This window comes from Burkholderia ambifaria AMMD, assembly GCF_000203915.1.
In the GTDB taxonomy this organism is placed as follows: Bacteria; Pseudomonadota; Gammaproteobacteria; order Burkholderiales; family Burkholderiaceae; genus Burkholderia; species Burkholderia ambifaria.
Window position 1 is genome coordinate 1 of the sequence record NC_008385.1, and the last position, 12,040, is coordinate 12,040.

The following is a 12,040-nucleotide window of genomic DNA, read 5'->3' on the forward strand; positions in this document are numbered from 1 at the left end:
GTTGCGTTTCGCGCATTCTATACAGGTTCATACGATATACCGAACTAATTTCGACCGCAACACCGAAGCGCACAAGGGTGACTTCGGCCGCGACGTTGCATCGCGGATTGCAGGGGCGAAAGAGGCGACAACGCGGCGCATGCTCCGTGCGCCCTCGCGCCGAACCCGTGGCGTTTGCGTTATGGGTTGTCCGGGGGTTGAGCCACCCCGGCGGGCTTTAGCGGCTAAAACTTGGCTGGCTCTTGTGGCTCAGTTCCGCGCCGCTTCCCTTCCCTTCTCACATCCTGGCGTCAACTCCCTCTAAGTTTCTTCCTTGTCGCTTCGCCCCACTTCTTGACGATGAACGCCTGGTGTTCTGGCAGCACGGCCGCCACGCGCTCGAAGCCTGGCGGCAGGCTTCGGGGTGCCTTGCCGCCGGCCAGGGCGTCAAGGGCTTCTTTGTCCAGGTCGGTCGATTCAAGCAGGAGCGGCAGGGGAGTTTCAAGGGCCTGCGCAATGTCCTCCATCACCTTTAGGGAGGGGTTGGCTTTGCCAGTAGTGAGATCGGACAGGAAGGAGATCGAAACCCCCGACCTGTCCGATAGCTCCTTTTTCGTCATGTGCCGCTCATCGAGCAGCCGGAGCACGTTCGTGAAGAAGATGTAGTTGTACAAGGCCCGTATGCCTTCTCGGTGCGGGCGGCAGAAAATTTTAGCCGCTAAAGTTCTTGACCACGGACGCAGGTTTAGCTAAACTGACGACTCCATTAGCGAAAGGAGCATGACGAATGAGCCACAACCTGTTCCAGTTTATCGGTAATCTTACCCGCGATACCGACGTTCGCCATAGCGAAAACAGCGCCCGCGCCGTTTTCGACCTGGCTGTCAATCGCGTGTGGCGCAACGCAGCCGGTGCGAAGCAGGAGCAGACGGACTTCTTCCGCATCAAGTCGTTCGGCGGCCTGGCCGAGAACGCGGGCAAGTACCTGGGCAAAGGCTCCAAGGTGTTCGTCCAGGGCCGCATCGAGCCGACGAAGTACGAGAAGGACGGCAAGACCGAATACGGGTTCGATTTCATCGCCGAGGAAATCGAATACCTGGACACCAAAGCGCCAGGCGGCGGCCAGTAAGGCCAGGCCCGGCCACGGCCGGGCAGTATGCTAGGAGGGAGATTAGATGCAGAACGAGTTCAACGAGCAGGAATACAGGCGCAAGCTCATCGAGGGCGGGCTTAGCGAAGCCGACGCCACCGACCTTGCCGCCCGTACCGCCGCCGCTCGCAGGGACTCGGGCAGCGCCGGCGGGGCCTTCCGCCCCGCCGGTTCCCTCTTCGAGCTGCCGGCCACGGCCGGCGACAACGAGGCGGCTTTGCCGCCGAAGCTACCGACGCCGGCAAGTGCCGCCGTCGAGCGATCCGAGCGCATGGCGCAGGAATCGGCCGAGCTTGCGCGCACGATGGGCCTGCCGCCCGAACCGCGCACCGCCGTGAACAAGATGGCCGAGCAGATCGGCGCGCTGGCCCAGGACAAACGGAGTAGTGCGATGGCGACCAAGAAGCGAACGGCCGGCGGTGAGCTGGCCGAGAAGGTCAGCGAGGCCAAGCAGACGGCCTTGCTCAAGCACACGAAGCAGCAGATCAAGGACATGCAGCTCTCGCTGTTCGACCTGGCTCCCTGGCCGGATCACATGCGGGCACTGCCCAACGACTTCGGGCGGTCGGCGATCTTCACCGTCCGCAACAAGAAGGTGCCGCGCGCCGCGCTGCAAGGCCAGTCGATCTACCACGTCAACAAAGACGTGGAGATCACCTACACCGGGATCGAACTGCGCGCCGACGACGACGAGCTGGTATTCGCCCAGGTGCTGGAGTACGCGAAGCGCACCGCGCTCGGAGAGCCGGTTTCCTTCACGTTCTACGAGCTTTGCCAGGACTTGGACTGGTCAATCAACGGTCGGTACTACACAAGGGCCGAGGAATGCCTGACGCGGCTCCAGGCGTCGGCCATGCAGTTCTCATCCCAACGCATCGGCCGGCTCGAATCGGTGTCGCTGATCCGGCGCTTCCGCGTCCTGGATCGCGGCAAGCGCACGTCGCGCTGCCAGGTCGAGATCGACGCCGAAATCGTGGTGCTGTTCGCCGGCGACCACTACACGAAATTCGTGTGGGAGAAGTACCGCAAGCTGTCGCCCACCGCGCGGCGCATGTTCGACTACTTCGCCACCCACAAGGAGCCGTACCCGCTTAAGCTGGAGACGTTCCGGCTGATGTGCGGCTCGGATTCCACCCGGCCGAAGAAGTGGCGCGAGCAGGTAGGCGAAGCGTGCGACGAGCTGCGCGAAAACGGCCTGGTCGAAAGTGCGTGGGTGAACGACGACCTGGTGCATTGCAAGCGGTGATCGCCCCCCTGCCCTCCCCTGGAGCCGCCCGAGATCGAGGCGGCTTTTTTTCTCGAGCATCGCCACTTCCGGCGAGGCAGTACCGCGCACCAGCTCGCGCACGTCGAGCTGCAGCATCGTCACTTCCGGCGAGGCTGGCCACGTCCTGGCCACGTCCTGGCCACGGTCGACCATCGCCACATCCAACGATGCCCCGAGGGCCCCATCGCCACTTCCGACGATGAGATCCGCTCTTTGACATTTGAGGGGCCAAGCTGCGGGGGATTCTCCCGGCCGGCGGCCGCGAGAACCGGCTATGTCGTGCTACGCATCGAGCCAGGCGGCCACGGCCGCCCGTCTCGCCCCTGGCGGGCTTCCAGCGCCTTCCCGACGCTCACCGGGCCGGTGGCCCTCGCCGCTAGGCTACGAGGCCCTGGCGGGCCTTTCTGGCCCCTTCTCGGGGCCATAGAGGGCCGGCGCTGCCTGGTCGGCCTTGTGGATCGTTTGGGGACAAAACGCCGGCTGGTGACAGTTGAGGGGCGTTTCTTGACACTTGGGGGGCAGCGCACCCCGGCGCGATGCTGACAGATGAGGGGCCGGCCTCGAAATCGGCCGGCTGGAGCCGCGCCGGAGGCCGTCGAGGCGGCCTATGTGCTTGATCGGGCTGGCTTTATCCACAGAAGTTGTGGATAAGCCTGTTGGCAAGGCCCTTGCCGTACTGACACTTGAGGGGCGGGGGTGCTGACAGATGAGGGGCGCGATCCTTGACACTTGACGGGCAGACTATTGACCCTTGAGGGGCTTATCCATTGACACTTGAGGGGCGGCCCTTCGAGCCTTTTCCTTGGCGTATCAACGGCTTGCGCGCGTTTTCCGGTCAAGCTAACCGGCTTTTAACCCTTCATAACCTTTATATTAAACCTAGTTGTTATAACCGGGTGTCGAAAAAAGCGGCAAACCGGCCCAAGGTGCCCCGCAGAATAATCGGCCGCCGAAGGGGGGTGCCCCCCCTTCTCGATCCCACCCGGCCGCTAAAGCGGCCTCCCATCCCCCCAGGGGCGTTGCCCCTCGGCCTACGGCCTTCACCCCAAGAATGGAGCGCCTACGGCGCTACGGCTGACCATAGCCAGGCGCAAGCGCCTGGCAGAAGTTCGTGCTCTTCCAAAGGGGGCCAAGGCCCCCTCTGGACTCCCCAACTGTCAAGGCCGCGGTGACTCCTGCGCCGTCGCCAAGTCGGAAGATGGCTCCAGCTCGAAGGCCGCAAGGTTGAACGCCAAGGGAGGGGTCGGCCTGCCAGGCCCAGGGCGTGATTGCGCCCCTCAAGTGTCAAGAAGCGGGGGAATTCAGTCGTCCGCGTCGTCGTGCAGGATCGACTCGTAGTCCTGCCCGCCGTAGAACACGCCGATGATGGAAACCAGATCGCCGGCCACATCGAAGGCGATCACGGCGCGCTTGCGGTAGTTCGTGATGCGCAGGCCGGGCCGCACATCGTCGCGCATGGTGCCGCGCAGTGGAAACGTGCGCAGGCTTTCGCAATAGGTGACGATTGCCTCGGTGTAGCGAGCGGCAACGTCAGGCGACGCCGCCGCCGCGATGTAGCGGTACAGCTCGGCAAGCTGCTCTTCGGCCTCGGGCGAGAAGACGACCGCGTAGCTCATTGCGCCTTCGCATGCTCGGCGGCCAGGCGGGCGCGCACCTGGTCGGCGGTGACGGCTCGGGAGGGATCGGCTTTCAGGGCGTCATACGCCGGGCCGACCTGGTTGTGAAGCCAGGACTCGACGGCGCGATCACGCGCGAGTAGCGCACGCAGGCCGTCGCGGATGACCTCGCTTTCGCTCGCGTACTCCCCGGTCTTGACCTTCGTTTTCACCACGTCGGCCATGTCGTTCGGCAGGGTGATGCTCAGTTGCTGGGTGGTTCGCATGGCGGCCTCCATTCGGTTCAATAGGATTCAATCCTATCACTCCAAGGGGACGAAGTCCAGTTTAGCGGCTAAAGTTTAGCTAAAGTGCTTGACAGGTTAGGACATTTTGTCCTAATATACGTCTTGAAGGCCGGGCATGTCGCCCAGGTCAACTACCGGAGAGTTCCGATGAACACCCAAGACCAACCCGTCACCGCTTCCCTGGTCGCCGAGGCCCAGCGCCTCGACTTCTTGCCTACCTACTTCGGCCCGCGCCTGATGATGCGCGGCGAGGCCCTTGTGTACGCCTGGCTGCGCCGGCTCTGCGAACGCTACAACGGCGCGTATTGGCACTACTACACCCTGTCGGACGGCGGTTTCTACCTGGCCCCCGACCTGGCCGAGCGCCTGGAGATCGAGGTAGACGGCAACGGCTTCCGGGGCGAACTGTCGGCCGACGCCGCCGGCATTGTCGCAACCCTGTTCGCGCTCGGCCAGCTCGCGGCCGAGATCGCCGGCACGGACGCGGCCGACGCCCTGATCGACCGCTATCACTTCCTGCGCGGCTTCGCGGCCGGCCACCCCGAGGCCGCTGCGATCTACCGGGCTATTGACTGATGAGGGGCGGCCCCGGCTCCGGCCGGGGCTGCACCAGGAGCACGTCAAGCGATGGCGAAGCGAACAAAGCAACCGGCCCAGGCGGGCCAGGACTGGAGCGCGCCGGCGGCCGAGCTGCTGGCCGAGCTGCCGGCAGACCGTGACGGCCTGCTGGCTGCGGCCGTTGCGGCCGTGGTGGAGATCGACGCGGCTGTCATGCGCGGCGACGGGGCGGCGGCCGAGCTGGCCGGCGACCGATACGAGGCGATCATCTGGAAGCTGAACGGCGGCACGAACTTCGGGTGCATGGCCGACGACGAGGCCGCCGGCCGCGTCATCGAGCGGCATTGCGCTGCGGTGCCGGGGGACGTGCCCTTGTGGGGCCAGCGCGGCCAGTTCCTGGCCGTGGCGGGCGACGTGCGCGCCCTGGTGGAGTACGAGGCCGGTTATGGCGGGCCGCTCAACGCGCATTTTCAGTTCCACGCGGTTGACCTGGACAGGCCGTTTATCTCGGCGACGGGCTATCGCTCGCACTTCGACACGGCGCGGGGCTGCATGACCGTGGACGAGGTTGCGCGCGGCATCCTGACGGCCATGCTGGCCGAGAAGAAGCGGCCGGTGTTGATCGAGGCCAACTACCGCGACCGCTTGGCCGACGCTCCCCTGCCCGATTGGCTGGCCGGCCTGGTGCCGCCGGCGCGGCGCGAGCCGGCGACCGTGACGATCCCGCCGGGCTTCGTCTTGGTCGATGTGGTGCTGCCGGCGCACAAGGCGTTCATCGCGCGGCGCTGGGCGGCCGAGGCGGCGGGCAAGGTCAAGGCGGCCAGGGCCGCCAGGTCGAACGCCAAGGGAAAGGCCGGGGGCCGCGAGCGAGATCCCGCATCGGCGGAAACGGCGATGCGCTGCAGCACCGCCAAAGCTGACGATTGCAAGGCCGAGGCTGGGCCTGTATCGCCAGAAGCGACGATGCCGGGCGCAGGCGAAGCATCCTGCAGCACCGCCAGGAATGGCGATGCAGGCCCGGCCGACCTGGTGGAGTTCACGCCCGCACCAGGCCAACGGTGCGAGATCGTGAGCGTCCACCATCCGGTGTTCGCCAAGGAGATCGGCAAGCGCGTCATCATCGTGAAGGTGCATCCAGACACCCGCCAGGTGTGGGCGCATGACGACCGGCCGGTGACATACAAGACCAACCGCGCGGGCCGCCGTGTGGTGGATTCAGACCCGAGCTGCATTCAGTCGATCTACGGATTCGACCAACTGCGGCTTATCACGTGACCAGGAGAAGAAACGAATGACGAACGACGCCAATATCCGGCTGGAGTGCTTGAAGCCGGCCGAGCGGTGGGCGCAGCCGAGCGGCGAAGAGGTGCGCGAGGTGCTGCGCCTGGCGGGCCTCACCGGCGGCAAAGCCGCGAAGGTGCTGGGCCTCGGCCCGAAGGGCGACCGGACGATCCGGCGATGGGTGGGCGAGGACACGCCGATCCCTTATGCCGCGTGGGCGCTGCTGTGCGACTACGCCGGCCTCGGGCTGATCTGGAAAGAGGCTTGACGCCAGGGAAAGAGGCTTTAGCGGCTAAAGTGCTAGGCATCGGACTACGGTAAAGCGAAAATAGTTTAGCTAAAGTGCTTGACAGGCTAGGACATTTTGTCCTAATATAGCACTTGAAGGCCGGGCATTCCGCCCAGGTCGATTACCGGAGAGGTTCCGATGAGCAAGAACAAGATCATGCCTTGGGTTGACGCCCTGCCGAATGTGGAAGCCACCGACTTCCAAGCCCGCCGCGACCAGATCGAGGCCACGATGGCCGAGGCGGCCGAGCTGGTGAAGCAGGCGGAAGAGCTGCGCGGCAAAGCCTATTTCGCCGCCTTGAGCCTGGAGGCCAGTGCCAAGGGCGAATGGTCGAGCCAAGCGGTCGAGCAGGCCAAGCGCAGCGTCGGCTGGTAAGGGAAGGCGGCCCGGCTTCGGCCGGGTCATCAACGGAACGCCAAGAGGAAACAGTCCCATGAGCAAAGGCAAGATCGAGATCATCGAGACGTGCTGCCGGCGCTGCGGCAAGAGCATCCGAACCTTGAGCCACACCATCATCGGCGCCGATGATGCCCGCGAGAAGTTCGGCAGCATCTGCGGCGGCTGCATCACGCCGGAGGAAGATAACGAGCTGACGGAAATGCTGCTGGCGGCGGCCGTGCGACGCATGAGCGGAGCGACGCTGCAATGACGGCATTCCACACGTTCGACGGCCCCAGGTGGAGGAACGCCCCGGAGTGATCCGGGGCGCTTGGCCTGGTGCTGGCACACCGTAACCATGCTTCCGAGTGGGAGCATCCAGCATTCAACACGTAACCGCGTGGAGGGTCAAGCCATGTCCAACATCGTCAAGTTCCCCAGGGCGAGCAAGCCGCCGGCTCCCGAGCCGGTGCAGCCTGCCGCGCCCGCTGCTGCGCCTGCCGCACCCAAGGCCGAAGGCCGGGGCCTGGTGGCCGGCCTGGTCAAGTTCGTATGGGTGGCGACCGTGCTGGTCTGGCCGGTGCTCAAGTGGGTGCTGGCGATCATCACCTTCTTCCAGTTCGTGCGGATGCTCTACCACTGGAACACGCCTGGCGTGTATGCCGGCTGGTCGTTCCTGGCGTACTTCGCGGCACTGACCGCGATCACCTACTTCGTTTCGATCTACAAACCGAAAGGGCTTTGACATGGCAAAGCAGACCCTCCCCTACCCGCCTGGCTTCGTGGAGCCGACCACTGGCCGCGTGGCCGTCCTGGTGCGCGAGTACGCGGACAGCGACTTGAACGGCGACGCGCCGGCCTACTGGTACAGCGCGCAATCCGAAGAATGGGGCCTTGACCCCTGGCGTCTCGTGGAGGGCGTCGATCCGCACGTGGGCGGCGGTTCCTTCGACGTGTGCTTTGCCAGCGGCGGCACGCGCACCGTAGGCCCGCTGATGACGTTCTTCCTGAGTGCCGCCCATGCGGCACAGCTCATTGACGCCAAGGGGGAAGAGTTGGCCTTGCAGCGCGCCACCCTGGCCGTCATCGCGGACGGGCTGGGCCTGCCTGCCAAGGCGCTGCGCATCGAGGCGAAGGTGGAGGGCCGGCCGGCCGTGTTCTACGACCAGGACGGGGCCACGCTTTGCGCGTGCGCGGTGGATTCCGACCACTGGCGACAGGCGCGGGCGACGGCCGCAACGGCATCGGCCATCGACAAGGCGCGAACAAATTTTTAGCCGCTAAAACGCTTGACGGCTTCGCATGGTTTAGCTAAACTTCTGCACATGGTCGGCGGCTGGCACCGCCATTTGTTCAACAAACCGGGTGTGGAGTGTTATGGGTGCAATCCATGAAGAAACGGCTAACCGAAGCCCAATTCCAGACGGCCATCAAGGGGCTGGAGATCGGGCAGCAGACCATCGACATAGCGCGCGGCGTGCTGGTCGATGGCCGGCCCCAGGCGGAGTTTGTCACTTCGCTGGGGCTGACCAAGGGGGCGGTGTCGCAGGCGGTCAGTCGCGTATGGGCAGCAGCAGGGGAACAGCTCCCCGAGGGCTTCGAGCGAGTGACGGCGGTACTGCCGGAGCATCAAGCGTTCATCGTCAAGAAGTGGGAAGCAGACGCCAAGAGGAAACAGGAACCCAAGTCATGAAAACACTGGTCACGGCAATTCAGAAGGGCGGTCAAGGCAAGACGTTCGCCACCTGCCACCTGGCATTCGACTTCCTGGAGCGCGGCCTTCGCGTGGCCGTGATCGACCTGGACACCCAGGGCAACGCATCGTTCACGCTGTCGGCGTACCAATCGGGCTACCTCGCCAGCCAGTTGTTCACCGGCGACACCGATGACCTGCGGTATTGGTTCGGCAAGCGCGAGGGCGAGAGCCTGGCGCTGATCGCGGCAGACGCCAACCTGGCGAACCTGGACAAGATGGAGCTTTCCCAGGCGGCCGCCGCGCTGCGGGCCAGTGTGGCCGCGCTGGGCGAGTTCTTCGACGTGTGCCTGATCGACACGGCCCCCTCCCTTGGCGTCGCCATGACGGCGGCCGTGCTGACGGCCGACTACATGCTGTCGCCCATCGAAATGGAGGCGTACAGCTTGCAGGGCATGAAGAAGATGGTCGCGGTCATCAGCAACCTGCGCAAGCAGAACCCCAAGCTGCGCTTCCTCGGCATGGTGCCGAACAAGGTGGACGCGCGGAAGCCGCGCCACGTCAACAACCTGGCGACGTTGCAGCAGGCATACCCGCAGCTCATCTTGCCGTTCAGCATCGGCGCGCGTGACAGCATCGCCGAGGCGCTGGGCGAGCAGATGCCGGTGTGGAAGATCAAGAAGACCGCCGCGCGGAAGGCCACCCAGGAGGTGCGTGCGCTGGCGGATTACGTGTTCACGAAGATGGAGATCGCGCAATGAGCGCCAAGACCAACGCCAAGAAGAAGGAGCAGGACAAGCCGCAATCGTCCGGGCTGGGCCTGGACGGGCTGGGCGACCTGGCCGGCCTGCTGAACGAGCAGCCGGCGGCCAACGCCGGCGGCGCAGGCCCGCAGGAGCTGCCGCTTGACCTGATCGACGAAGACCCGCACCAGCCGCGCACGGCCGACAACCCCGGCTTCTCGCCGGAGAGCATCGCGGAGATCGGCGAGACGATCAAAGCGCGCGGCGTGAAGTCGCCCATCAGCGTGCGCGAGAACCCGGACGCACCGGGGCGCTACCTCATCAACCACGGCGCGCGGCGCTATCGCGGCTCGAAGTGGGCGCACAAGACCACGATCCCGGCCTTCATCGACAACGACTACAACGAGGCCGACCAGGTTATCGAGAACCTGCAACGCAATGAGCTGACGGCGCGTGAGATCGCCGACTTCATCGGCCGCGAGCTGGCGAAGGGCAAGAAGAAGGGCGAGATCGCCAAGGAGATCGGCAAGTCGCCGGCCTTCGTCACGCAGCACGTCACGCTGCTGGACTTGCCCGAACCCATTGCCGAGGCGTTCAATAGCGGCCGGGGCAAGGACGTGACTGTCATCAACGAGCTGGTGACGGCCTACAAGAAGAACCCCGACGAGGTGGCCGCCTGGCTGGCCGACGACAGCCAGGAGCTGACGCGCGGCTCGGTGAAGCTGCTGCGCGAGTTCCTGGAGGACAAGCGCAGTCACGAGGACGGCGACCGTGATCCCAACACCGTCGATGCGCTGACCGGCAAGACCGACGCCGAGGCCGGCGACGGCGAGCAGGGGCCGCAGGATGATGACGCCAAGGGGAAGAAGGAGCCGAAGGAGGCCGACCCCGACAAGCTCAAGAAGGCCATCATCCAGGTCAAGCACGACGACCGGCCGGCACGGCTGATCCTCAACCGCCGGCCCCCGGCCGAGGGCTGGGCCTGGCTCAAATACGAGGATGACGGCCAGGAGTTCGAGGCCGACCTTGGCACCGTGCAGCTTGTCGCGCTGCTGGAGGGCTGACACGCCCAGCGCCGGGCATCGCCGACCACCGACCCCCACCCATCGCCCCGCCATCGAGCGGGGCTTTTTTTTGCCCGCGTTTTAGCCGCTAAAAAAAGTTCAGCTAAACCGCTTGCGTAGTGTTGTATGTTGTAGTATGCTACACGCTACAACATACAACCGGCCAAAGGAGGCCCGACATGGCGATCTCGAAGGAGCAGATATTTGCGGTGGCCGACGAACTGGACGCGGCCGGCCAGAACCCCACGCTGGCGAACGTGCGCAAGCAGCTCGGCAGCGGCAGCTTCACCACCATCAGCGAGGCGATGAACGAGTGGCGCGCACGCAAGGCCAGCCAGGCCGCCCCGATCCGCGAGCCGGCACCGCAGGCGATCACCGACAAGCTGGCCGAGCTGGGCGGCGACTTGTGGGCCGTGGCGCTGGAAATGGCGAACAACCGCCTGGCCGCCGAGCGCGAGGCGCTGGAGGCCGTGCGCCAGGAGACGGAAGCAGCGCGCCAGGAAGCCGCAGAGCTGGCCGACCAGCTCACCGGCGAGCTGGACGAGGCCAAGGCCCGCGTCGCGGCCCTGGAGGCCGTCGAGGCGGCCGCCAAGGGCGAGGCCGACGAGCTGCGCGGCAAGCTCGCGGCGACCAGCGAGCGCGCGGCCACGGCCGAGGCCAGGGCCGGCGAGCTGCGCACGGAGCTGGATCACGCCCATCAGGAAGCCCGCCAGGCGCGCGCAGAGCGCGACAAGGCCCAGGAGAGGGCCACGGCCAGCGCCGACCAGGTGGAGGCCCTGCGGGCCGACCTCGCGGCCGCGAACAGCCGTACCGCCGAGATCGAGCGCCGCGCCGGCGAGCTGCGTGCCGACCTGGAGCGGGCGAACCAGGCGACCGACCAGGCGCGCGCCGCTCAGGCCGAGCAGCGGAAGGCCACCGAGGCGGCCGCCGCCGAGCGCGACCAGGTGCGCGCGGAGCTGGTGAAGGTGCAGGCCAAGGCCGAGGCGGCCGAGCAGGCCCACCAGGAGCAGCGCAAGGCGATGGCGGCCGAGGCACACCGCCAGGCCGAGCGGCTGACCGCCGCCCAGGGCGAGCGCGACCAGGCGAAGCGCGACGCTGCCCAGGCCCGCGAGGAAGCGGCCGGGCTTCGCGGCCGGCTGGAGGCCCTGGAAACCGTCATGGCGCAAGGCCGGGCGGCCGATCCGACCAGCGGCGGACGCAAAAAGACCTGATAAATCGGTTGGTTTTCCTTAAAATTACCCTGGAACCCTGACAAAACGCACAACCCGGCCGCTGGGAAGAGCCGGCCTCGCTTTGCCGAGGTCGGCTTTTTTGTTGGAGCGCGGCTTGCATGGGGCCACCATCACCCTTTTGAGAACCACGGCAACCATAGGAGTGCCCGATGAAAGAACGCCTCTTGGTCATGAACGGTCAACGCATCGTTCAGGCCGAAAAGGACGGCGCTTGGACGAATCAGAAAGTAGACAAGGCGGGCGCGTTGAAGCCCGGCATCTACAACCTGTACACGGCCCAAGCGGCCGACAAGAAGCAGACCCACGCCGGCGTGATCGTTCATGCCGACGCCACCAACGTGTACCAGCAGATCGGCAAGAACTTTGTCATGCACGCTCGGTCAGATTTCGATAAAGTACCTGAAATTGGGAGCGCAAAGAGCATCAGCTACAACGCCCAGGGCAAGGCGGCAGTCGCCGCAGAGGCCCCGAAACTGACGCGGGGGCGCTCCATGTAGCTTTAG

At 65.5% G+C, this 12,040-nt stretch carries 17 protein-coding genes; 14 read left to right on the forward strand and 3 right to left on the reverse strand.

Going from position 1 to position 12,040, the window contains the following annotated elements:
* Positions 1 to 290: 290 nt before the first annotated feature.
* A complete protein-coding gene (locus tag BAMB_RS32780; protein ID WP_010890126.1) occupies positions 291 to 653 on the reverse strand; it encodes a transcriptional regulator in 363 nt (120 codons plus the stop codon).
* A 113-nt stretch (positions 654 to 766) separates the two neighbouring features.
* On the opposite strand from BAMB_RS32780, the gene BAMB_RS32785 reads away from it, so the two are divergent.
* On the forward strand, positions 767 to 1,108 hold the full coding sequence (locus tag BAMB_RS32785; RefSeq protein WP_000019167.1) for a single-stranded DNA-binding protein: 342 nt from the start codon (positions 767 to 769) through the stop codon (positions 1,106 to 1,108).
* A 46-nt stretch (positions 1,109 to 1,154) separates the two neighbouring features.
* Positions 1,155 to 2,375: a plasmid replication initiator TrfA gene (trfA, locus tag BAMB_RS32790; RefSeq protein ID WP_011114072.1), complete on the forward strand. Its 1,221-nt coding sequence runs from the start codon at positions 1,155 to 1,157 to the stop codon at positions 2,373 to 2,375.
* Between the two features lie 1,322 nt (positions 2,376 to 3,697).
* Here trfA and BAMB_RS32795 read toward each other — a convergent pair.
* Together BAMB_RS32795 and BAMB_RS32800 are read right to left on the reverse strand one after the other, a co-directional pair.
* A complete protein-coding gene (locus BAMB_RS32795) occupies positions 3,698 to 4,012 on the reverse strand; it encodes a type II toxin-antitoxin system RelE/ParE family toxin (protein ID WP_011117139.1) in 315 nt (104 codons plus the stop codon).
* A complete protein-coding gene (locus BAMB_RS32800; protein ID WP_001260984.1) occupies positions 4,009 to 4,278 on the reverse strand; it encodes a ribbon-helix-helix domain-containing protein in 270 nt (89 codons plus the stop codon). Before BAMB_RS32800 ends, BAMB_RS32795 begins: the two co-directional genes overlap by 4 nt.
* A gap of 168 nt (positions 4,279 to 4,446) precedes the next feature.
* Here BAMB_RS32800 and BAMB_RS32805 point away from each other — a divergent pair, with 168 nt between their 5' ends.
* From BAMB_RS32805 to kfrB, 12 genes are all read left to right on the forward strand, one after another.
* A complete protein-coding gene (locus BAMB_RS32805) occupies positions 4,447 to 4,875 on the forward strand; it encodes an antirestriction protein (protein ID WP_001095942.1) in 429 nt (142 codons plus the stop codon).
* Between the two features lie 51 nt (positions 4,876 to 4,926).
* Complete coding sequence (locus tag BAMB_RS32810) at positions 4,927 to 6,132, forward strand: protein KlcB (protein ID WP_011405605.1); 1,206 nt, start codon at positions 4,927 to 4,929, stop codon at positions 6,130 to 6,132.
* Positions 6,133 to 6,148: 16 nt separating this feature from the next.
* Entirely contained in the window at positions 6,149 to 6,406 is a 258-nt protein-coding gene (korC, locus tag BAMB_RS32815) for a transcriptional repressor KorC (RefSeq protein ID WP_011117141.1), read from the forward strand.
* A gap of 159 nt (positions 6,407 to 6,565) precedes the next feature.
* Entirely contained in the window at positions 6,566 to 6,802 is a 237-nt protein-coding gene (kleA, locus tag BAMB_RS32820) for a stable inheritance protein KleA (protein WP_000041932.1), read from the forward strand.
* Between the two features lie 58 nt (positions 6,803 to 6,860).
* Positions 6,861 to 7,076, forward strand: coding sequence for a DUF2688 domain-containing protein (locus tag BAMB_RS32825; protein WP_010890114.1), 216 nt, complete (start codon positions 6,861 to 6,863; stop codon positions 7,074 to 7,076).
* Between the two features lie 144 nt (positions 7,077 to 7,220).
* Complete coding sequence (kleE, locus tag BAMB_RS32830; protein ID WP_010890113.1) at positions 7,221 to 7,550, forward strand: KleE stable inheritance protein; 330 nt, start codon at positions 7,221 to 7,223, stop codon at positions 7,548 to 7,550.
* 1 nt (position 7,551) lies between these two features.
* Positions 7,552 to 8,082, forward strand: coding sequence for a DUF2761 domain-containing protein (locus tag BAMB_RS32835; RefSeq protein WP_011117143.1), 531 nt, complete (start codon positions 7,552 to 7,554; stop codon positions 8,080 to 8,082).
* Between the two features lie 113 nt (positions 8,083 to 8,195).
* Positions 8,196 to 8,498 (forward strand): transcriptional regulator KorA, encoded by a 303-nt coding sequence (locus BAMB_RS32840; RefSeq protein ID WP_010890110.1) that lies wholly within the window; start codon positions 8,196 to 8,198, stop codon positions 8,496 to 8,498.
* Entirely contained in the window at positions 8,495 to 9,259 is a 765-nt protein-coding gene (locus tag BAMB_RS32845) for a ParA family protein (protein WP_000855329.1), read from the forward strand. Before BAMB_RS32840 ends, BAMB_RS32845 begins: the two co-directional genes overlap by 4 nt.
* Positions 9,256 to 10,305: a transcriptional repressor gene korB gene (locus tag BAMB_RS32850; RefSeq protein ID WP_011114060.1), complete on the forward strand. Its 1,050-nt coding sequence runs from the start codon at positions 9,256 to 9,258 to the stop codon at positions 10,303 to 10,305. Before BAMB_RS32845 ends, BAMB_RS32850 begins: the two co-directional genes overlap by 4 nt.
* Before the next feature lie 179 nt (positions 10,306 to 10,484).
* Entirely contained in the window at positions 10,485 to 11,516 is a 1,032-nt protein-coding gene (locus BAMB_RS32855) for a DNA-binding protein (RefSeq protein WP_011117145.1), read from the forward strand.
* Positions 11,517 to 11,686: 170 nt separating this feature from the next.
* Positions 11,687 to 12,034: an IncP plasmid survival protein KfrB gene (kfrB, locus tag BAMB_RS32860; RefSeq protein WP_000664557.1), complete on the forward strand. Its 348-nt coding sequence runs from the start codon at positions 11,687 to 11,689 to the stop codon at positions 12,032 to 12,034.
* Positions 12,035 to 12,040: the final 6 nt, after the last annotated feature.